The organism is Pantoea sp. B_9, assembly GCF_008632015.1.
GTDB classification, from domain to species: Bacteria; Pseudomonadota; Gammaproteobacteria; order Enterobacterales; family Enterobacteriaceae; genus Pantoea; species Pantoea dispersa.
This window is the reverse complement of record NZ_VWVL01000001.1, coordinates 1,192,721-1,213,938: the sequence shown is the minus strand read 5'-3', so window position 1 is coordinate 1,213,938 and position 21,218 is coordinate 1,192,721. Positions and strand designations below refer to the sequence as shown.

The 21,218-nt window shown below is 58.6% G+C and carries 21 protein-coding genes and 1 other annotated feature; of the genes, 12 read left to right on the top strand and 9 right to left on the bottom strand.

Annotation, left to right across the window (positions count from 1 at the left end; all coding sequences use genetic code 11):
* Positions 1-2 precede the first annotated feature (2 nt).
* Positions 3-881 (top strand): metal ABC transporter substrate-binding protein, encoded by an 879-nt coding sequence (locus F3I21_RS05865; RefSeq protein ID WP_058769397.1) that lies wholly within the window; start codon positions 3-5, stop codon positions 879-881.
* Between the two features lie 44 nt (positions 882-925).
* Here the strand turns inward: F3I21_RS05865 and ykgO are convergent, their stop codons facing one another.
* From ykgO to F3I21_RS05845, 4 genes are all read right to left on the bottom strand, one after another.
* Positions 926-1,066: a type B 50S ribosomal protein L36 gene (gene ykgO / locus F3I21_RS05860; protein WP_010616859.1), complete on the bottom strand. Its 141-nt coding sequence runs from the start codon at positions 1,064-1,066 to the stop codon at positions 926-928.
* A 15-nt stretch (positions 1,067-1,081) separates the two neighbouring features.
* Positions 1,082-1,339, bottom strand: coding sequence for a type B 50S ribosomal protein L31 (locus F3I21_RS05855; RefSeq protein ID WP_021507208.1), 258 nt, complete (start codon positions 1,337-1,339; stop codon positions 1,082-1,084).
* A 159-nt stretch (positions 1,340-1,498) separates the two neighbouring features.
* Entirely contained in the window at positions 1,499-4,648 is a 3,150-nt protein-coding gene (locus F3I21_RS05850; protein ID WP_021507209.1) for a multidrug efflux RND transporter permease subunit AcrB, read from the bottom strand.
* Between the two features lie 17 nt (positions 4,649-4,665).
* Positions 4,666-5,856 (bottom strand): efflux RND transporter periplasmic adaptor subunit, encoded by a 1,191-nt coding sequence (locus tag F3I21_RS05845; protein ID WP_058757947.1) that lies wholly within the window; start codon positions 5,854-5,856, stop codon positions 4,666-4,668.
* Positions 5,857-5,998: 142 nt separating this feature from the next.
* Here F3I21_RS05845 and acrR point away from each other — a divergent pair, with 142 nt between their 5' ends.
* On the top strand, positions 5,999-6,637 hold the full coding sequence (gene acrR / locus F3I21_RS05840) for a multidrug efflux transporter transcriptional repressor AcrR (RefSeq protein ID WP_031279658.1): 639 nt from the start codon (positions 5,999-6,001) through the stop codon (positions 6,635-6,637).
* Here acrR and rsmS read toward each other — a convergent pair.
* Genes rsmS through priC form a run of 3 tightly spaced genes read right to left on the bottom strand, consistent with a single transcriptional unit; the run spans position 6,634 to position 7,602 of the window.
* Complete coding sequence (gene rsmS / locus F3I21_RS05835) at positions 6,634-6,789, bottom strand: pleiotropic regulatory protein RsmS (protein WP_150058475.1); 156 nt, start codon at positions 6,787-6,789, stop codon at positions 6,634-6,636. The genes acrR and rsmS overlap by 4 nt on opposite strands.
* Positions 6,790-6,797: 8 nt before the next feature.
* Positions 6,798-7,043: a GlsB/YeaQ/YmgE family stress response membrane protein gene (locus tag F3I21_RS05830; protein WP_010616865.1), complete on the bottom strand. Its 246-nt coding sequence runs from the start codon at positions 7,041-7,043 to the stop codon at positions 6,798-6,800.
* A gap of 49 nt (positions 7,044-7,092) precedes the next feature.
* On the bottom strand, positions 7,093-7,602 hold the full coding sequence (priC, locus tag F3I21_RS05825) for a primosomal replication protein PriC (RefSeq protein WP_021507214.1): 510 nt from the start codon (positions 7,600-7,602) through the stop codon (positions 7,093-7,095).
* A 58-nt stretch (positions 7,603-7,660) separates the two neighbouring features.
* Here priC and F3I21_RS05820 point away from each other — a divergent pair, with 58 nt between their 5' ends.
* The 6 genes from F3I21_RS05820 to htpG all read left to right on the top strand — a co-directional run bounded on the left by F3I21_RS05820 (position 7,661) and on the right by htpG (position 13,920).
* Positions 7,661-8,044 (top strand): DUF454 family protein, encoded by a 384-nt coding sequence (locus F3I21_RS05820; RefSeq protein WP_104092661.1) that lies wholly within the window; start codon positions 7,661-7,663, stop codon positions 8,042-8,044.
* 150 nt (positions 8,045-8,194) lie between these two features.
* A complete protein-coding gene (apt, locus tag F3I21_RS05815; RefSeq protein ID WP_150058474.1) occupies positions 8,195-8,746 on the top strand; it encodes an adenine phosphoribosyltransferase in 552 nt (183 codons plus the stop codon).
* 247 nt (positions 8,747-8,993) lie between these two features.
* Positions 8,994-10,973, top strand: coding sequence for a DNA polymerase III subunit gamma/tau (dnaX, locus tag F3I21_RS05810; RefSeq protein ID WP_132466464.1), 1,980 nt, complete (start codon positions 8,994-8,996; stop codon positions 10,971-10,973).
* Positions 10,315-10,376 (top strand) — a sequence feature (DnaX frameshifting element). Its footprint overlaps the gene before it by 62 nt.
* A gap of 49 nt (positions 10,974-11,022) precedes the next feature.
* Positions 11,023-11,352: a YbaB/EbfC family nucleoid-associated protein gene (locus tag F3I21_RS05805; RefSeq protein WP_010616869.1), complete on the top strand. Its 330-nt coding sequence runs from the start codon at positions 11,023-11,025 to the stop codon at positions 11,350-11,352.
* A complete protein-coding gene (gene recR / locus F3I21_RS05800) occupies positions 11,352-11,957 on the top strand; it encodes a recombination mediator RecR (protein ID WP_031279660.1) in 606 nt (201 codons plus the stop codon). The genes F3I21_RS05805 and recR overlap by 1 nt, the downstream gene beginning before the upstream one ends.
* Positions 11,958-12,063: 106 nt before the next feature.
* Positions 12,064-13,920 carry a molecular chaperone HtpG gene (gene htpG / locus F3I21_RS05795; protein ID WP_190286071.1) on the top strand — a complete coding sequence of 619 codons (1,857 nt, stop codon included), beginning with the start codon at positions 12,064-12,066 and terminating at the stop codon, positions 13,918-13,920.
* Between the two features lie 130 nt (positions 13,921-14,050).
* Here the strand turns inward: htpG and F3I21_RS05790 are convergent, their stop codons facing one another.
* Entirely contained in the window at positions 14,051-14,920 is an 870-nt protein-coding gene (locus F3I21_RS05790) for a LysR substrate-binding domain-containing protein (RefSeq protein ID WP_058769402.1), read from the bottom strand.
* A gap of 189 nt (positions 14,921-15,109) precedes the next feature.
* On the opposite strand from F3I21_RS05790, the gene F3I21_RS05785 reads away from it, so the two are divergent.
* The 4 genes from F3I21_RS05785 (at position 15,110) to F3I21_RS05770 (ending at position 19,168) form a co-directional block, all read left to right on the top strand.
* The gene (locus F3I21_RS05785) at positions 15,110-15,937 is read left to right on the top strand and encodes a DUF6024 family protein (protein WP_150058574.1); all 828 of its coding nucleotides are present in this window, start codon (positions 15,110-15,112) and stop codon (positions 15,935-15,937) included.
* 151 nt (positions 15,938-16,088) lie between these two features.
* On the top strand, positions 16,089-16,733 hold the full coding sequence (gene adk / locus F3I21_RS05780) for an adenylate kinase (protein WP_021507222.1): 645 nt from the start codon (positions 16,089-16,091) through the stop codon (positions 16,731-16,733).
* A 115-nt stretch (positions 16,734-16,848) separates the two neighbouring features.
* On the top strand, positions 16,849-17,808 hold the full coding sequence (gene hemH, locus F3I21_RS05775) for a ferrochelatase (RefSeq protein WP_021507223.1): 960 nt from the start codon (positions 16,849-16,851) through the stop codon (positions 17,806-17,808).
* 58 nt (positions 17,809-17,866) lie between these two features.
* Entirely contained in the window at positions 17,867-19,168 is a 1,302-nt protein-coding gene (locus tag F3I21_RS05770; protein WP_150058472.1) for an inosine/guanosine kinase, read from the top strand.
* Between the two features lie 188 nt (positions 19,169-19,356).
* Here F3I21_RS05770 and ybaL read toward each other — a convergent pair whose 3' ends face one another.
* Entirely contained in the window at positions 19,357-21,045 is a 1,689-nt protein-coding gene (gene ybaL / locus F3I21_RS05765) for a YbaL family putative K(+) efflux transporter (RefSeq protein ID WP_150058471.1), read from the bottom strand.
* Between the last annotated feature and the right edge of the window lie 173 nt (positions 21,046-21,218).

Sequence of the window (21,218 nt, the reverse complement as noted above, 5' to 3'; positions counted from 1 at the left end):
GTATGAAGAAGTTACCGTTGAGTCTGGCGATTGGCGCGATGCTGATTAGCCCGCTGACGCTGGCAAAAACTGTTGATGCCGTAGCCAGTTTTACCGTGCTGGCTGACATCGTTAAACAGGTCGGCGGCGATCACGTTAAGGTGAAATCGCTGGTGGGGCCGGATGGCGATCCGCACACCTTTGAGCCGACGCCGCAGGATAGCCAGGCGCTGGCGCAGGCCGATGTGGTGTTCGTCAGCGGGCTGGGCATGGAAGGCTGGATGGACCGACTGATTAGCGCGTCCGGCTATAAGGGCACGGTGGTGGTCGCCTCGAACGGCGTTAATACGCGCAAAATGGAGGAGGATGGCAAAACCATCACCGATCCACACGCGTGGAACAGCATGCACAACGGCGTGATCTACGCCACTAACGTGATGAACGCGCTGATCAAAGCCGATCCGGACGATGCCGCCGACATCCGTCACAGCGGTGAACGCTATATTCAGCAGTTGCAGAAGCTGGATAGCTGGGCCAAAAGTGAATTTGCCGGCGTGGCGCAAAGTAAACGCAAGGTACTCACCAGCCATGATGCCTTTGGCTACTTCGGCCAGCGCTACGGCGTGACATTCCTCGCGCCGGTGGGCTTCTCAACCGAAGCGGAAGCCAGCGCCAGCGATGTCGCCGCTATCATCAAACAGCTCCGGGCCGAGCACATCACCACCTACTTTATGGAGAATCAGACCGATCCGCGTCTGGTGAAACAGATCGCCAGTGAAACCGGTGCGCAACCCGGTGGCGAGCTCTATCCGGAAGCGCTGTCAGCGGCCAGCGGGCCGGCGCCCACCTATGAGGCGGCGTTTAAGCACAACGTGGAAACTCTGCTGCACAGCATGAAGTAAAAAAAAGGCCGGGGAGCATCCCGGCCAATTATCACGACACTTTCCTAACGTTTTTTCTTTCTTCCCTGCACCGCCTTAAAGCGCGGGTTGGTTTTGCAAATCACATAAATACGACCTTTACGCCGCACGACTTTGCAATCTTTGTGACGAGTCTTGGCAGACCGCAATGAACTGACAACTTGCATGTGGCTGAACTCCGGTTATTTGCTGCGCGTCAGGAAGCTGCCAAAACGCTTGTTGAAGCGTGCGGCGCTGCCCTCTTTGGCAAACTCTTTCTGTTTACCGGTGTAGTAAACGTGCGACTTCGACGACACATCAAGCGTGACGTACGGCAGCTCTTCGCCCTCAAACTGGATGGTACGATCGGTCTGAATCGTTGAGCCGACTTTGAAGTATTCGTCGACGGTGGTGTCGTGGAACACCACAGGACGGTAGTGCGGATGAATGTTTGGTTTCATAATAGCGCTCTCGTGTAATGTTATAATATAACAATATTATGAACCTCGCGCCGCAGGATTGCAACCACGCGTCCGGTGCGGATTTGTCATGGGACGAGCGGGCAGGGGAGTGCGCAATAAAAAAGGCCGCTTGCGCGGCCTTTTAGCAGAGAGAAACTATCAGTGAGGGTGATCCACCGGATGGCCCTGTTCCAGCTCAGACTTGTTCTTGCTGAAACGGCGGCGCACCACTACGAAGAACACCGGCACGAAGAAGATCGCCAGCGCGGTGGCCGTCACCATCCCGCCCATCACGCCGGTACCGACGGCGTTCTGTGCGCCGGAGCCGGCACCGCTGCTGATCGCCAGCGGCAGTACGCCGAGGATGAACGCCAGCGACGTCATCAGAATCGGACGCAGACGCATACGTGAGGCTTCCAGCGTCGACTCGACCAGCCCTTTGCCTTCCTTCTCCATCAAATCCTTGGCGAATTCGACGATCAGGATGGCGTTCTTCGCCGAGAGACCAATGGTGGTCAACAGACCCACCACAAAGTACACGTCGTTACTCAGACCGCGCAGCGTGGTGAAGAGCAGGGCGCCAATCACACCCAGCGGCACCACCAGCATGACCGCGAACGGAATCGACCAGCTCTCATACAGCGCGGCCAGACACAGGAACACCACAATCAGCGAAATGGCGTACAGTGCAGGCGCCTGGTTGCCGGACAGGCGTTCCTGATAGGACATGCCGGTCCAGTCGTAGCCGATACCCGCAGGCAGCTTCGAGGCGAGGCTCTCCATCAGGTTCATGGCATCACCCGAGCTCTTGCCCGGCGCCGCCTGACCCAGGATCTCCATTGATGGCAGACCGTTGTAACGCTCCAGACGCGGTGAACCATACTGCCACTTCGCCGAAGAGAAGGCTGAGAATGGCACCATGGTCCCGGCGCTATTGCGCACGTACCATTTGCTGATGTCATCCGGCAGCATGCGCGAGTCGGCCTGACCCATCACGTACACTTTCTTCACGCGACCACGGTCGATGAAGTCATTGACGTAAGAACCGCCCCAGGCCGCACCCAGCGTGGTGTTGATGTCAGACAGCGACACACCAAGCGCCTGCGCTTTTTCCTGATCGATAATCAGTTTGTACTGCGGCGTATCTTCCAGCCCGTTCGGACGCACGCCCACCAGCGTATCCGGATGCTGGGCAATCATGCCAAACAGCTGGTTACGCGCGGCGGTCAGCTTCTCATGGCCGAGGTTACCCTGATCGATCAGCTGGAAGTCGAAACCGGTGGCGTTACCCAGTTCGATAATGGCCGGCAGGTTGAACGGGAACACCATGGCATCTTTGATCTGACCCAGCGCCTGCATCGCACGTCCGGCAATCGCCGGCACTTTCAGGCTGGCATCACCACGCTCATCCCATGGCTTCAGGCTGACGAAGGCGATACCGGTGTTCTGTCCACGACCGGCGAAGCCAAAGCCGTTAACGGTAAACACCGAATTCACGCTGTCTTTCTCTTTGGTCAGGAAGTAATCCGTAACCTGATCCAGCACCTTCTGCGTACGTTCCTGAGTCGCACCCGCAGGCAGCTGCGCCTGCGCCAGTAACAGCCCCTGATCCTCTTCCGGCAGGAACGAGGTAGGCAGTTTCAGGAACAGGTAAGCCATGCCGACCACAATCAGCAGATAAATCAGCAGATAGCGACCGGTGCTGCGCACAATGTGGCCGACGCTGTCGACGTAATGGTTGGTGCTCTTATCAAACAGGCGGTTAAACCAGCCGAAGAAACCGGTGGTTTTGCCGTGTTCGCCTTTTTTGATGGGCTTCAGCATGGTGGCACACAGCGCTGGCGTCAGAATCAACGCCACCAGCACCGACAGCGCCATCGCCGAAACGATGGTGATCGAGAACTGACGATAAATCACCCCGGTTGAGCCGCCGAAGAACGCCATCGGGATAAATACCGCTGACAGCACCAGCGCGATGCCAACCAGCGCGCCCTGAATCTGTTCCATCGAGCGTTTGGTGGCTTCTTTTGGCGGTAATCCCTCTTCCGCCATGACGCGCTCAACGTTTTCCACCACCACGATGGCGTCATCAACTAACAGGCCGATGGCGAGCACCATGCCGAACATCGTCAGGGTGTTTATCGAGTAGCCAAAGGCACTGATGATGGCAAAGGTGCCCAGCAGCACCACCGGCACGGCGATGGTAGGAATCAGCGTCGCGCGGAAGTTCTGCAGGAACAGATACATTACCAGGAACACCAGCACGATGGCTTCGAACAGCGTTTTCACCACTTCGAAAATGGAGATCTTAACGAATGGCGTGGTGTCGTACGGGTAAACGGTTTTCATGCCAGCCGGGAAGAACGGTTCCAGCTTGGCCAGTTCCGCTTTCACCGCGTCGGCGGTATCCAGTGCGTTGGCGCCAGTCGCCAGTTTGACACCGATACCGGACGCTGGTTTGCCGTTATAGCGGGCAATGATCTCGTAGTTTTCACCGCCGAGTTCAATCTTCGCGACATCGCGCAGGCGCACCTGTGAGCCGTCCTGATTGACCTTCAGCATGATGTTGCCGAACTCTTCGGTCGAGGTCAGACGCGTCTGGGCAATGATCGAAGCGTTAAGCTGCTGACCCGGCACCGGTGGGGTACCGCCCAACTGACCGGCGGCCACCTGGGTGTTCTGGGTTTGCAGCGCGCTGATCACATCCACCGGCGTCAGTTGGTAGTTGTTAAGCTTGTGCGGATCGAGCCAGATACGCATCGCATACTGCGCACCAAACACCTGAGTATCACCGACGCCAGGCGTACGGCTGATCGGATCTTTGATGTTCGACGCTACGTAGTCTGAGATGTCGTTCTGCGTCATGCTGCCATCTTCGCTGACGAAACCGGCGACCATCAGGAAGCTGCTGGAGGATTTTTTCACCTGAATCCCCTGCTGCTGTACTTCCTGCGGCAGCAGCGGCATTGCCAGCTGCAGTTTGTTCTGCACCTGCACCTGAGCAATGTCGGCGTCGGTGCCAGACTGGAAGGTCAGCGTCAGCGTCAGCGTACCAGAAGAGTCACTGCTCGAGGACATATACATCAGCCCGTCGATGCCGTTCATATTCTGTTCGATAACCTGCGTTACCGAATCCTGTAGCGTTTTCGCATCTGCACCCGGATAAGATGCCTGGATTTCAACTGCCGGCGGCGCAACGTTGGGATATTGCTCGATCGGCAGTTTGATAATCGATAGCGCACCCGCCAGCATAATAATGATGGCAAGCACCCAGGCAAAAATGGGGCGATCGATAAAGAACTTAGCCATGTATCAACGGCTCCTGTTTATGACGATGATTTAGCAGACTGAGATTCCGGTGCGGCTTTGGCATCATCTTTGACTTCCTGCGGCGTCACCTGAGCACCCGGTTTAGCACGCTGAATACCGACGGTAATCACGCGATCGCCCTCTTTCAGGCCATCGGTCACCAGCCATTTGTCGCCAAACGCCTGGTTCGCGGTAATCTTACGCACTTCGACTTTATTATCCGCGCCCACTACCATCGCGGTGGCTTCACCGGTTGGCGTGCGGGTTACGCCGGTCTGCGGTACCAGCAGCGCCGTCGGGTTAGTGCCCTCATCCAGACGTGCACGCACGAACATGCCCGGCAGCAAACGATGATCCGGATTCGGGAAAATCGCGCGCAGGGTAATCGAGCCAGTGGTTTCATCCACGGTAACATCAGAAAATTCCAGTGTGCCCGGCTGGCTGTATGCGCTACCGTTCTGCATCAGCAGGGTAACGTTAGCTTTGCCGTCGTTCTGCTTCAGCTGACCCGACTCCAGCTCGCCGCGCAGGCGCAGGAAATCATCGCTGGACTGGGTCACATCGACGTACATCGGATCGAGTTGCTGCACGGTCGCCAGCGCGGTGGTCTGGCCGTTCGACACCAGCGCACCTTCCGTCACCGAGGATTTACCAATGCGGCCGCTGATTGGCGAGGTCACTTTGGTGTACGCCAGGTTAATGCGGGCGGTTTCCACATTAGCCTGCGCCGCCTGTACGGCTGCGGCGGTCTGCGCGGCGGTGGCCGCGGCGTTATCGTAGTCCTGCTGGCTGATATATTTGGTACCCAGCAGTGGCTTGTAACGATTCACCGTCAGCTGGGCAACGCGCGCGTTGGCCTGCGCCTGGGCTAAATCGCCTTTTGCGCTGTCGTACGCGGCCTGATAGGTGGCGGGATCGATCTGGTACAGCGAATCGCCGGCTTTAACATCACTGCCTTCAACAAAATTACGCTTGAGAATGATACCTGACACCTGCGGACGCACTTCAGCCACGCGGAACGCCGAAGTACGGCCTGGCAGTTCGGTGGTGATTTTCAGGGGCTCGTTTTTTAACGTGACAACACCCACTTCCGGGGGCTGCTGCTGGGCGGCTTGCTGGGATTTATTATCATCACATCCTGTTAACAAAAAGCTGCCTGTAAGCATCACGGCGGCCGCCAGAGGCGCTAATCCTCTGTTTTTATTCATAAATAAACCTCTAGTGTCCGATATCAAATGATCAATGGATCACAAACCGTTAAACCCATTGCTGCGTTAAAACACGGGTCGTGCTATGGTACATACATTCACAAATGTATGTAAACTTGCCAGTTTGTAAAAACAGTCCTCTATGGCACGAAAAACCAAAGCGCAAGCACTTGAAACGCGACATCAAATTCTGGATGCCGCTTTAGCTCACTTTTCTGAACACGGTGTGGCCGCCACTTCACTGGCGGATATCGCCGCGGCCGCTGGCGTCACGCGCGGCGCTATCTACTGGCATTTTAAAAATAAAGCCGATCTGTTACAGGAGATCTGGCTGCGCTGCGACGCCGGGCTCGACGATGTGGAACTTGAGTATCAGACAAAATACCCTGGCGATCCACTTTCTGTAATGCGTTCGATGCTGATCTATATCCTTGAAGCCACAGCAAAGGATCCACAAAGACGCGCATTAATGGAGATTATCTTCCATAAATGTGAGTTCGTTGGCGAAATGTCGACGTTAATGGCGATGCAGCAGGGGCTGCTGCAGGCGTGTTATGACCGCATCGAAGAGGTGCTGCGCAGCTGTATCGAGGCCGGGCAGCTCCCGGCCAGCCTCAACACCCGCCAGGCGGCGCTGCTGATGCGCGGCTACATCAGCGGCATGATGGAGAGCTGGTTATTCAATCCGCAAAGTTTTGATCTGGTGAGTGAAGCGCCGCAGGTGGTAGAGGCCTTTATAGATATGCTGCGCCTGAGCCCGACGCTCGCCGGCACGCGCTAAGCGCTGCGTTCGGCCGCCAGCTTCTGCTCGTAATCGCGCTGGACAATCGCCAGCGCAGCCAGCACCGTGGCCGTGGGTACCTGGTTTTCCTCCAGCAGCTGAATTAAATCGACCGCCAGCTTGATGTCGTCCGGCGCGGTATCCAGCGTCATAGTGTCTCCTAAATACGTAGTTTAGCGGCGACCAGCAGCATCAGCAGTGCACCGGCCAGCGCCACGGCAAAGCCCGTCGGATGCAGCGTACCGAGGTCGCCCGTGGTGAAATACGTGGCGATGTAGCCGCCAATCAGCGCGCCGATCACCGCCAGCACCAGCGTCGGCACCAGTCCGCCGGGACGGCCGGGAAACACCCTCCGCTTCAGCCAGCCGGCAGCCAGGCCAATAATAATCCAGATGATAAGGGTCATGCTTCTCCTCCCGTCAGCGCTGTTTCCAGTATAGAGGAAAGCGAACGGCTTACGGCTGCGCCGCGATCTCCAGTTTATGCAGCGCGGCGCGGCAGCGCGCCAGCCGCTCCTGCAGAATCTCCACCTCGCGCATCAGCTGCTGCTGCACGCTCAGCGTTTCAGCGCGTGCCAGGTGCTGTTCGCGCTGCTGCAGCATGGCCAGCAATCGCGTTTCGTAGCCGCGGTACTCATCACGCTTCGGCTGCAGCGGATCGCGACGCGGCCGTTCACGCACCACGCGCAGTTGCTGGCTACTGCACTCGCGCTGCAGCGCGGCAATCTGGTCCAGCACCTTCTGCGCCAGCCACTGGCGGCGCGACGCATCACTGTCGGACGCCGCGAGCTGCGCCGCATTGTGCTGCAGCTCTTGCAGATAGTCAGCCAGTCGCGTGCCTTTGCAGCGAAACAGCTGCGCGTCAAAGCGCGGCTGACGGCAGCTACCGTCCGGCTGCTGCGCAATCTGCTGGCGCAGCGTGTCAATCATTGCGTGCAGACGCTGTTGGGCGGGCAGTTGAGGCATCACTTCGATTCCGTCTGTGTTAACGTAGCGCTGTTGTGACATTTTTCAGGCATCTGGCATGCAGCGCATTTTACTGTTAAGCCTTGGCTGGCTGGCGATTGTGCTGGGCACGCTGGGCATTGTATTACCTTTACTACCGACCACGCCATTCGTGTTGCTGGCCGCCTGGTGTTTTGCCCGCTCGTCGCCGCGCTTTCACCACTGGCTGCTGTGGCGCTCGCCGTTTGGCCGCTATCTGCGCCACTGGCAGCAGCATCGCGCCATGCCGCCCGGTGCCAAAAGCCGCGCCATGTTGCTGATTGTCATCACCTTTGCGGTTTCAATCTGGCTGGTGAAGCTGCTGTGGCTGCGCATCCTGCTCGGCGCGATGCTGGCGTTGCTGCTGCTCATGCTGTGGCGCATCCCGGTTGTAGCAGAAAGTGCGAACCCGCACGAACCGTAGCATCAGGGTTGCATTTAGCCGGCTGTTTGCTTAGATTTGGGCATCTTCGTGCGTGGCTTCCCTTTGAGAAACGACTTCGCTTAACCCGGTTTCCGGGTATTGGCGCTGTGGGAGCTGCGCGTTTTAGATATTTTTCCAGGCGTAACCTTTATGACCGCAACTGCGCAGCAGCTTGAACTGATCAAAAACAGCATCAAAAGCATTCCTGACTATCCGAAGCCGGGCATCCTGTTCCGTGACGTCACCAGTCTGATGGAAGATCCGCAGGCGTATGCCGCAGCGATCGCCATTCTGGTGGAGCGTTATCGTAATAAAGGCATCACCAAAGTGGTGGGCACCGAAGCGCGTGGCTTCCTGTTCGGGGCGCCGGTTGCGCTGGGTCTGGGCGTGGGATTTGTGCCGGTGCGCAAACCGGGCAAACTGCCGCGTGAAACTTTCAGCGAAAGCTATGAACTGGAGTACGGTTCAGACGCGCTGGAACTGCACAAAGACGCCATCAAACCCGGCGATTTGGTGCTGGTGGTGGACGATCTGCTGGCTACCGGCGGCACCCTTGAAGCCACGGTGAAACTGATTCGTCGTGCGGGCGGTGAAGTTAAAGACGCCGCGTTCGTGATCAACCTGTTTGATTTAAGCGGCGAAGCGCGCCTGAACGCGCTGGGTATCGACTGCTACAGCCTGGTCAACTTCCCCGGCCACTAAGGCCATCGCGCCGCCCGCCTTCATGCCCGGCGGCGCCTCTCTTTGCACTCCCTGACAGGCGTATTCCGCCCTGAAGCGCAGCGCGCAACGTATCACGGGTATAGGCATATCCGGCTGTGGCTGTTACACTCCTGTCAAAATAAACAGGGTTTGCGTCACCGCATTTTTCCCCTAAGTCCCACGGCAGAATCGGCGCAACTGAGCGTGCTGCTGTGCCAGGTTAAACAACTCCAGTGATTGAATCCACATGAGCTATCAGGTACTTGCGCGAAAATGGCGTCCCCAGGCTTTCGCCGACGTAGTCGGTCAGGAACATGTGCTGACGGCGCTGGCCAACGGGTTGTCACTGGGACGCATCCATCATGCCTATCTGTTTTCCGGCACGCGCGGCGTGGGGAAAACCTCGATTGCGCGTCTGCTGGCCAAAGGCCTCAACTGCGAAACCGGTATCACGGCCACGCCCTGCGGACAGTGCGATAACTGTCGCGAGATTGAACAGGGGCGCTTTGTCGATCTGATCGAAATCGATGCCGCCTCGCGCACCAAAGTGGAAGACACGCGCGACCTGCTGGATAACGTCCAGTATGCACCCGCGCGCGGGCGCTTTAAGGTCTATCTGATCGATGAAGTGCACATGCTGTCGCGCCACAGCTTTAATGCGCTGCTGAAAACGCTGGAAGAGCCACCGTCGCACGTGAAATTCCTGCTGGCGACCACCGATCCGCAGAAGCTGCCGGTAACCATTCTGTCGCGCTGCCTGCAGTTCCATCTGAAAGCCCTCGACGTCGAACAGATTCAGCAGCAGCTGGCGCACGTGCTGCAGCAGGAGCAGATTGACGCCGAGCCGCGCGCGCTGCATCTGCTGGCGCGCGCCGCCGACGGCAGTATGCGCGATGCGCTCAGCCTCACCGATCAGGCGATTGCCATGGGGCAGGGCAGCGTCACGCGCGACAGCGTGGCGCAAATGCTGGGCACGCTGGATGATGAACAGCCGCTGGCGCTGATTGAAGCGCTGGTGGAAGGCAACGGCGAACAGGTGATGGCGCTGCTGAATCAGGCCGCATCGCGCGGCGTGGAGTGGGAGGCGCTGCTGGTGGAGATGCTGCGTCTGCTGCACCGTATCGCGATGGTCCAGCTGCTGCCCAGCTCGCTTGGCGAAGATGATGCCAGCCAGGCGCAGCGCCTGCGCGAACTGGCGCGCGTGCTGCCGCCTGCTGACGTTCAGCTCTATTATCAGACGCTGCTGATGGGGCGCAAAGATTTGCCGCTGGCGCCGGATCGTCGGCTGGGCGTGGAAATGACGCTGCTGCGTGCGCTGGCGTTTCATCCGCAGGCCACCATTGCTGAACCGGTGGCGCGCCCGTCGCTGACGCCGCAGGCCGCGCCGGCCGTTGCCGCGCCAGCGCCTCAGACCAAAGCCGCACCCGCTGTGGCCGCGCAGCCGCAGATGGCACCGCCGATGGATGAGTCGCCACCGCCGGCCGATGATTATCCCGATATGGCACCGGCCCCGGATAACTTGCCCGACGCCACCAGTCAGCTGTTACAGGCGCGGACGCAGCTGCTGCGTCAGGGAGCCGGCAAAGCAAAAAAGAGTGAGCCGGCAGCGCGTTCCGCGCGGCCGGCAAACCCGGCGCTGGAACGTCTGGCAAGCGTCACCGAGCGCGTGCAACAGCGCGCGTCTGAGCCGGCGGTAAAAGCGCCGGCGAAACCGGAAGCGTATCGCTGGAAAGCCCAGCAGCAGGAGGAGATCAAGCCGGAGCCAGTGGCGACGCCAAAAGCCTTGCGTTCTGCGCTGGAGCATGAGAAAACGCCAGAGCTGGCGCTCAAACTGGCGGAAGAGGCGCTGCAGCGCGATGCCTGGGCGGCGGAAATCGCCACGCTGACGCTGCCGAAGCTGGTCCAGCAGGTCGCGCTGAACGCGTGGAAAGAGGTGAATGAGCAGGGCGTGACGCTGCATTTGCGCAGCAGCCAGCGTCATCTCAACTCTGCCCCGGCGCGCCAGGCGATTCAGGAGGCGCTGAGCCAGGCGGCCGGCCAGCCGGTTGAACTGACCATCGTGGAAGACGATAATCCGGCGGTATTGACGCCGCTGGAGTGGCGTCAGGCCATTTATGAAGAGAAACTGGCGCAGGCGCGTCAGTCGATCGAAAGCGATACCCACATTCAGACGCTGCGTCGCTTCTTTGATGCGGACCTGGATGAAGAGAGTATCCGACCCGTATGATCACGCTGTCGCGCAGCGTTGCGCGCAGCCCCAGCAGAGAGAGAAAACTATGTTTGGTAAAGGCGGATTGGGCAACCTGATGAAACAGGCCCAGCAGATGCAGGATAAAATGGCCAAAGTTCAGGAAGAGATCGCCGCACTGGAAGTCACCGGCGAATCAGGGGCTGGCCTGGTCAAAGTGACCATCAACGGTGCGCACAACTGCCGCCGCGTGGAAGTCGATCCCAGCCTGCTGGAAGATGACAAAGAGATGCTGGAAGATCTGATCGCTGCGGCGTTCAACGATGCGGCGCGCCGTATTGATGAAACGCAGAAAGAGAAGATGGCGTCCGTCTCTGCCGGTATGCAGCTGCCGCCTGGCTTCAAGATGCCGTTCTGATGCAAACCAGTCCACTGCTTGAAGCTTTGATGGAGTCGCTGCGCTGTTTGCCGGGCGTTGGCCCGAAATCGGCGCAGCGCATGGCGTTTCATCTGTTGCAGCGCGATCGCAGCGGTGGCATGCGTCTGGCGCAGGCGCTGACCCGCGCCATGGCAGAAATCGGCCACTGTTCCGACTGCCGCACCTTCACCGAGCAGGAGATCTGCACCATCTGCGCCAATCCCCGCCGTCAGCAAAACGGCCAGATTTGCGTGGTGGAGAGCCCGGCGGATATCCACGCCATCGAGCAGACCGGCCAGTTTGGCGGTCGCTATTTTGTGCTGATGGGCCATCTGTCGCCGCTGGACGGCATCGGCCCGCAGGACATTGGCCTGGATCGGCTGGAGCAGCGCCTTGAACGTGAGACGCTGCAGGAGGTGATCCTCGCCACCAATCCCACGGTGGAAGGCGAAGCTACGGCTAACTATATCGCCGAGCTGTGCGGCCAGTATGGCGTCGACGCCAGCCGCATTGCGCACGGGGTTCCGGTCGGCGGTGAACTGGAAATGGTCGACGGCACAACGCTGTCACACTCGCTTGCCGGACGGCACAAGATTAAATTCTGACCACTTGCCGGTATCCTGCTGCGATACCGGCTTGAAATTCTTCCCACCATCCCCATTTCACTCTCAACAATTGATCAACCCCGATTCTGTTGAGGTAGCAATGACCATGAAAGGACAAGAGACGCGTGGCTTCCAGTCAGAGGTAAAACAACTTCTGCACCTGATGATCCATTCCCTCTATTCAAACAAAGAGATTTTCCTGCGTGAACTGATCTCCAACGCCTCCGATGCGGCTGACAAGCTGCGCTTCCGCGCACTGTCGACGCCGGATCTGTATGAAGGCGATGGCGACCTGCGCGTGCGTATCTCGGTCGACAAGGAAAAACGCACGCTGACGCTGAGCGACAACGGCATCGGTATGCGCCGTGATGAGGTGATTGAAAACCTCGGCACCATCGCGAAATCCGGTACCAAAGCGTTTCTGGAATCGATGGGTTCCGATCAGGCAAAAGACAGCCAGCTGATCGGCCAGTTCGGTGTCGGTTTCTACTCGGCGTTTATCGTCGCTGACAAAGTGACGGTACGCACCCGTGCCGCAGGCGCCAAAGCCGACGAAGGCGTGTTCTGGGAATCCGCCGGCGAAGGCGAATATACGCTGGCGGAGATTGAGAAAGCCGATCGCGGCACCGAAATTACGCTGCACTTCCGTGAAGGCGAAGATGACTTCCTCGACGCGTGGCGCGTGCGCAACGTGATCAGCAAATATTCCGATCACATCGCGTTGCCGGTGGAGATCGAGACCAAAGACGAAGAGAACGACACCGTCACCTGGGAGAAGATCAACAAAGCCCAGGCGCTGTGGACGCGCAACAAAGGCGAAATCAGCGACGAAGAGTACAACGAGTTCTACAAACACATCGCCCATGATTTCAGCGAGCCGGCCATCTGGAGCCACAACCGCGTCGAAGGTAAGCAGGAGTACACCAGCCTGCTGTACATCCCGTCGCGTGCGCCGTTCGACATGTGGAACCGCGACAGCAAGCACGGTCTGAAGCTGTACGTGCAGCGCGTCTTCATCATGGATGACGCGGAACAGTTCATGCCCAACTACCTGCGCTTTGTGCGTGGCCTGATTGATTCCAGCGATCTGCCGCTCAACGTCTCCCGTGAGATCCTGCAGGACAGCCGCGTCACGCAGAGCCTGCGCGCCGCGCTGACCAAACGCAGCCTGCAAATGCTGGAAAAACTGGCCAAAGACGACGCAGAGAAATATCAGCAGTTCTGGAAAGAGTTCGGTCTGGTACTGAAAGAGGGGCCGGCGGAAGATCATGCCAACCAGGAGGCGATTGCTAAACTGCTGCGTTTCGCCACCACCCAGAGCGAAGGCGCGGCGCAGACCGTTTCGCTGGAAGATTACGTCAGCCGCATGGTTGAAGGGCAGGAGAAGATTTACTACATCACTGCCGACAGCTATGCCGCCGCGAAAAGCAGCCCGCATCTGGAGCTGTTCCGTAAGAAAGGCATCGAGGTCCTGCTGCTGTCCGATCGTATCGACGAGTGGATGATGAGCTACCTGACGGAGTTCGATGGCAAAGCGTTCCAGTCGGTGAGCAAAGCGGATGAGTCGCTGAGCAAGCTGGCGGACGAAGAGACGGAAGCGGAAAAAGCGCTGGAGCCATTCGTCGATCGCGTGAAAACCCTGCTGGGCGAGCGCGTCAAAGAGGTGCGCCTGACCCATCGCCTCACCGACACGCCGGCGATTGTCACCACCGACGCCAACGAAATGACCACGCAGATGGCGAAGCTGTTCGCTGCAGCCGGTCAGGATGTGCCGGAAGTGAAGTACATCTTTGAGATCAACCCGGAGCATACGCTGGTGAAACGCGTGGCTGATACCCAGGATGAAGCGCGCTTTGCGGAGTGGGTTGAACTGCTGCTGGATCAGGCGCTGCTGGCCGAGCGCGGCACGCTGGACGATCCTAACCAGTTTATCCGCCGCATGAATCAGTTGCTGACGGCGTAACGCGGTGCGGTAATCGGAACGGTCGGCATGAATGCCGACCCTACAGGTTACCTGTCACCGATTCGACAACTGTCCACTCTCTGTAAGGTCGTCATTAATGACGACCTTTTTTTATTTATGCCGCCCTTGCTTACTTCAGCGCTTCATCCCGCAGCCAATCCCGGAACAACGTAATCTCCGCATCGTGCTGGCGTGACCGCTTGGTCATCATCCAGGTGGCACGGTCGGCGCGCACAAACCCCAGCGGCGCAATCAGCGTGCCGTCGTTCAGCTCCTGACGCACCAGCAGGCGCGGCGCCACAATCACGCCCAGCCCGTTTCTCGCGGCCTGAATCGCCAGCGTCAGATTATCGAAATGTTTGCCCAGCCAAAAATTACCGCGCACGCCGCTGATCTTCGCCCATTCGGCCCAGGCCTGCAGGCGGGTATCGGCGTGCAAAAGCGGCAGCGACGCCAGATCCTGCTCGCTGTGAAAACGCGCCGCGTACTGTGGGGCGCACAGCGGGCCAACGTAATCATCGCTGATGAGCGAGGCATCTATGTCGTCGTCCGGCGCCTGTTCATAACTGAGGATCAGCACATCGGTGTGTTCGCTGCGCAGCTGAGCAATCTCGCCCTGCGGCTGAAATTGCACTTCAATATCGGGATAGCGCTGGTAAAAGCTGCTGATGCGCGGAATCAGCCACTGGGATAAAAAACTTGGGGTACAGGCAACGCTCAGGTGATTGCGCATCCCGGTGCGAATACTTACGCAGGTGGTAGAGAGTTCGCTAAAGGCTTTCTGGCAGCTCACCAGCAGACGTTCGCCGTGAGAGGTTAAGCGCACGCGCCCGTTAGTGCGGATGAACAGGGGTTTGCCCATCCAGCTCTCCAGCTGGCGAATCTGATGGCTGATGGCGCTGTGGGTGACATGGAGACATTCGGCCGCGACGCTAAAGCTGCAATGCAGCGCCGCCTGATGAAAATAGTGCAGTGCACGTAACGACGGAAGCGCGGTCATACTCATCCCCTGTGTAAAAACCTAACAGGGATTGTCAGTTTATATCATTTTAATGTCCAGCCGCATTAACCTAACCTTTCCTGCTTAATCTGGCGGGTTGACGGACCGGCTGCGCTGTGTACAGCAGCGGCGATGTCCGCTGCCAGCGCCAGCTTCACACAGCAGAATAACCAAGAGAAATGTCACGTGATGACTTCACAACAGGCTACTGCCAGGGCGGCGGCGCGCGATCGGCTGCGCGGCTTGCTGTCCCGTCACTATCGGCTGGAAAATTACGATCTGTTTTTTGCCCCTTCACTGCACATCGCGCGCGTGCTGCTCTCGCAACTGTTTCTGCGCCAGGAGCAGGCGCGCAATCAGACGCGCTACGCCGCGCAATATCCGGTCAGCGAACTCAGCGTGCTGCCGGCCCTGCCGATGATGGCGGGCAATATCGCGCTGGTTGATCACGTCGATATGCAGCAGGGCCGGGTGCGCAATCTGAACGCCTGCCAGAGCCAGGGCGTGACGCACGCGTCCGGCTCCTTCGCCAGCGTGTTGCATAAACGACTCATCAGCGAGGCACGACTGTTTGTCACCCAGCTGAATCAGCATGCGATGCTGAGCGACGATCTGGTGCTGATTGCGCTGCGTACTCATGATTTTAGTACGCTGGTGCGCAGCGAACTGCGGCTGTTCGAACAGGGACTGGCGCTGGGTGACGCGCCGGAACGCGCGCTGGAGTGCATGGCGCAGGACGACTGGCAGCCCTTTAACGTTGCCAGTGTCGACAGCCTGACGCTGGATACGCCGTTCACGCTGCAGTCGGTTCACCAGCCCGGCCTGCCGTTTGCGCTGCTGCCCTTGCCGCCCGGCAGTGCGCTGCCAGCGTTGCCCGCGGATATGCAGCTGCTGCCCGCGCCGCATCGCCTGTTTTTGCCGGTCAGCGTACGCGGCAACGGCAATAAGCCGCAGAACGTCACCGCTGCGCTAAAAAAACGGCTGCGCGAGGTGCTCAGAGACAGCCGAAATTCTTAAAAACACGCCTGCTACTGGCGCACCGCGCTAAAGCAGGTCAAAGTAAGCCTTTCAGCGCCCGGGGGCCCGTTGCCTTGTGGTGTGCGGGTCATAATGGTATGTTCTTGGCCTTCTCAGATTGATCAATGCGATTCGCAAGGGGAATTACGCAATGCGTATTATTCTGCTCGGGGCACCGGGCGCAGGTAAGGGCACTCAGGCTCAATTCATCATGGAGAAATACGGTATTCCGCAGATCTCCACGGGCGACATGTTGCGTGCGGCTGTTAAAGCCGGCACCGAATTGGGCCAGCAGGCGAAAGCCATCATGGATGCCGGTAAACTGGTAACGGACGAGCTGGTGATTGCGCTGGTTAAAGAGCGTATCGCGCAGGAAGACTGCAAAAACGGCTTCCTGCTCGATGGTTTCCCACGCACCATTCCGCAGGCTGACGCCATGAAAGAGGCGGGCATCAAGGTGGATTACGTGCTCGAGTTCGCCGTACCGGACGAACTGATTGTCGATCGCATTGTCGGCCGCCGCGTGCATGCGCCGTCAGGCCGCGTTTACCACATCAAATACAATCCGCCAAAAGTGGAAGGTAAAGATGACGTGACCGGCGAAGAGCTGACCACGCGTAAAGACGACCAGGAAGAGACCGTGCGTAAGCGTCTGGTGGAATACCATCAGCTGACCGCGCCGCTGATTGCTTACTACAGCAAAGAAGCCGAAGCCGGTAACACCGAATACCACAAAATCGACGGCACCCGCCAGGTGACCGAAGTGAGTGCACAGCTGGCCGATATCCTCGGCTAAGTGGTGACCAGGGCCGGTTGTCCGGCCCTTTTGCAGCAATTGCTTTCCCCCTCCGCTTTTTCCGCTACAATTTCCCCCGATTCAGAACCATTGTCTGCGACATCAAGGAAATACAATGAGGCAAGATAAGCCAGGGGTTTTACTGGTTAACTTAGGTACACCAGACGCACCGACCACCGCGGCGGTGAAACGCTATCTGAAACAGTTCCTCGGCGATCCGCGCGTGGTGGATACGCCGCGCTGGCTGTGGTGGCCGATTCTCAATTTCATCATTCTGCCGTTCCGCTCGCCGCGCGTCTCGAAGCTGTACGCATCGGTGTGGATGGATGAAGGTTCCCCGCTGATGGTGTTCAGCAAGCGGCAGCGTGCCGCGCTGGCGCAGCGGCTGGATATGCCGGTAGAGCTGGGCATGAGTTACGGCCAGCCGAGCCTCAACGGTGCGGTGGAGCGTCTGCTGGCGCAGGGCGTGACCAAATTCATCGTGCTGCCGCTCTATCCGCAGTTCTCCTGCTCCACGGTGGCGGCAGTGTGGGATGGCCTGGCGGCCAGCTTTAAACCGCTGCGTTCCCTGCCGGAAGTGGCGTTTATCCGCGATTACGCTGAACATCCGGCCTATATCGCCGCGCTGAAGGCCTCGGTGGAGCGCTCGTTTGCCCAACACGGCGAGCCGGATCTGCTGGTGCTCTCTTACCACGGCATTCCGCAGCGCTTCGCCAATGAAGGCGACGACTACCCGCTGCGCTGCAAAGACACCACCGACGCCCTGGCCGCCGCGCTCGGCATTGCGCCGCATAAAATCATGATGACCTTCCAGTCGCGCTTTGGCCGCGAGCCATGGCTGATGCCGTACACGGATGAGACCATGAAAAGCCTGCCGGCTAAAGGGATCAAACATGTGCAGGTGATGAGTCCGGGCTTTGCGGCGGACTGCCTCGAGACGCTGGAGGAGATCAGCGGCGAAAACTGCGAAATCTTCCTGCACGCTGGCGGCGAGAAATTTGAATACATTCCGGCGCTTAATGCGGATGATGAGCACATCGAGATGATGGTGCAGCTGGTACAAGCGCGCCGCTAAGGGTGCGGCAGAGAATGTGATATCATTCTCTGCCTGATTTTCCCTGACGGCAGCTTTCATGAAATTTCCCGGCAAACGCAAATCCAAACACTATTTCCCCGTCAACGCGCGCGATCCGCTGCTGCAGGCTTCCCAGCAGGAGCAGGAAGACGGCAGCTGGGTGGTGGGTATCGACCAGACGCTGGTGGATATTGAAGCCAAAGTCGATGATGACTTCCTGCAGCGCTATGGCCTGAGCGCCGGTCATTCGCTGGTGATCGACGATGCGACCGCCGAAGCGCTGTACAACGAGCTGATGCGCGAGCAGCTGATCAGCCACCAGTTTGCCGGCGGTACCATCGGTAATACGCTGCACAATTACTCGGTGCTGGCTGATGACCGTTCGGTGCTGCTCGGCGTGATGTGTAACAACATCCAGATTGGCGGTTACGCCTATCGCTACCTGTGCAATACCTCCAGCCGCATGGACCTTAACTTCCTGCAGGGTGTCGATGGCGCCATTGGCCGCTGCTTTACTCTGATCGGCGAGCAGGGCGAGCGCACTTTTGCTATCAGCCCTGGCCTGATGAACCAGCTGCAGGCTGCCAGTATTCCGGAAGAGGTGATTGCCGGTGCGTCGGCGCTGGTGCTGACATCCTACCTGGTGCGCTGTCAGCCGGGCGAACCGATGCCGGAAGCGACGCTGCGGGCCATTGAGTTCGCCAAAAAGCACAATGTACCGGTGGTGCTGACGCTGGGTACCAAATATGTGATTCAGGATAACCCGCAGTTCTGGCGCGATTTCCTGCGCGAACACGTCTCGATTGTGGCGATGAATGAAGAGGAAGCGTTCGCGCTGACCGGCGAAGCGGATCCGCTGCTGGCCTCTAACATGGCGCTCGACTGGGTCGATCTGGTGCTGTGCACCGCCGGACCGACCGGGCTGTATATGGCCGGGTTCACCGAAGAGGCGTTTAAGCGCAAAACCAATCATCCGCTGTTGCCGGGGGCGATTGCCGAGTTCAACCAGTTTGAGTTCAGCCGCGCCATGCGCCATCAGGATTGCCAGCAACCGCTGCGGATCTTCTCGCACATTGCGCCTTACATGGGTGGTCCGGAGAAGATCATGAACACCAACGGTGCCGGTGATGGCGCGCTGGCGGCGCTGCTGCACGATATTACCGCCAACAATTTCCATCGTCAGAAAGTGCCAAACTCCAGCAAACACGCCCGCGAATACCTGACCTACTCGTCGCTGGCGCAGGTGTGTAAATATGCCAACCGCGTCAGTTATCAGGTGCTGAACCAGCACTCACCGCGTTTGACGCGCGGGCTGCCGGAGCGGGAAGACAGTTTAGAAGAGTCTTACTGGGACAGGTAATAACGGCGGGTTGACCAGCTATCCGTCATGGATATCTGCGCTTTGCGAAACGGTGCGCATGAATGCGTGATGGATATCTGCGCTGTGTGAAACGGTGCGCATGAATGCGCACCCTACGTTGGGTCTCCATGGCGGCGCACCTTATGGTAGGGGCGCCATTCATGGCGACCTGGCAAATTAATAACGTCTTAAATCGGGCACTCGCGCACAATCGGGTTTTGCGCGATCTCTTCCTGCAATACATGCAACATACTGTTGGCAATCTCCCGCTCGCCCATCACCACGCGATTGGCGCCACGCTCCATGATATAGGCCACTTCGTCGTCGTAATGCGCCCGGGCGATAATCTCAATATCTGCCCGCTTTTCGCGCGCGGCGGTAACAATTTCCCCGGCTTCATAGCCGTTGGGGATGGTCAGCAGCAGCCAGCGCGCGCAGTCAAGACGCGCTAAATCCATGGTATCGACTCGCGCCGCGTTGCCCAGCACGGCTTTGATGCCCTGTTCGCGCAGCGCTTCGACGCGCGGGCGCGAATTCTCCACCACCACCAGCGGCACATCAGCTTCCATCAGCTGCTGTCCCAGCAGGCTGCCGACGCGGCCATAACCCACAATCACCGCATGATTGCAGATATCCACCGGAATCTGCTTCTCTTCTTCAATTGCCTCTTCCAGCGTCTGCTCTTCCATGGTCTCGGTTTTGTCGAGATAACGCTCCAGCACGGTAAACAGAATCGGGTTAAGCATGATGGAGAGAATCGCCGCCGCCAGCACCAGGTTGCGGCCTTCGTCGCTCAGCATGCCGAGCGAAATCCCCAGTCCGGCGAGGATAAAAGCGAATTCGCCAATCTGCGCCAGGCTGACGGAGATGGTCAGCGCGGTGCGCCGCGAGTGGCCGAGCATCGTGACCAGCAGCCAGGCGGCAATCGATTTGCCCAGCACGATAATGGCCAGCGCACCGAGCACCGCCAGCGGCTGCTCCAGCAGGATCATCGGGTCGAACAGCATGCCGACCGAGACAAAAAACAGCACGGCAAACGCATCGCGCAGCGGCAGTGTGTCGTGTGCCGCCCGGTGGCTGAGCTCTGATTCATTCAGCACCATGCCGGCAAAAAAGGCGCCGAGGGCAAAGGAAACATCAAAGAATTCCACCGCGCCAAACGCGATACCCAGCGCCAGCGCCAGTACCGACAGCGTAAACAGCTCGCGTGAACCGGTGGCGGCGCTTTTGGCCAGAATCCACGGCACCACGCGGCGGCCAACCACCATCATCAGCACCATAAAGGCAGCGACTTTGCCGATGGTCAGTAACAGGTCCCACGCCAGCAGCGTCGGGCTGGCATTTCCCTGCTCCAGCATGCCGGCAATGGCCGGCAGCAGCACCAGCGTCAGCACCATTACCAGGTCTTCGACGATCAGCCAGCCGATGGCGATTTGCCCGCGCTGGCTATCAATCAGTTGACGCTCTTCCAGCGCACGCAGCAGCACCACGGTACTGGCGGTAGAGAGACACAGGCCAAACACCAGGCCGGTCATCCATGACCAGCCCATCGCCCATGACAGACCCATTCCCAGCAGCGTGGCGACCGCGATCTGCGCGATGGCACCGGGAATGGCGATCGACTTTACCGACATCAAATCCTTAAGCGAGAAGTGCAGACCGACGCCGAACATCAGCAGAATGACGCCGAGTTCAGCCAGTTCGGGGGCCAGATTGGTATCCGCGACGAAGCCCGGGGTAAAAGGACCCGCCAGCACGCCGGCCAGCAGATAGCCGACCAGCGGCGAGATGCGCAGGCGATTCGCCAGCATACCAAGGAGAAATGCGAGGACCAGACCTCCGACAATGGTGGTGATCAACGGGGTAGTGTGATGCATGCCTGTCTCCTTGTGTGCAAATGTATCCGCTTGTAACAACCTAGTGTAATGCACAATCGTTCGCCGCGTTTAAACATTTGAGCGGTGAAAGACGAAAAAATTGAAAAAATGAGACAAAAACGCAGCCGAAGCGCTATTTTCCTCAGTTATCTCAGCATATCGGCAGGATTTAT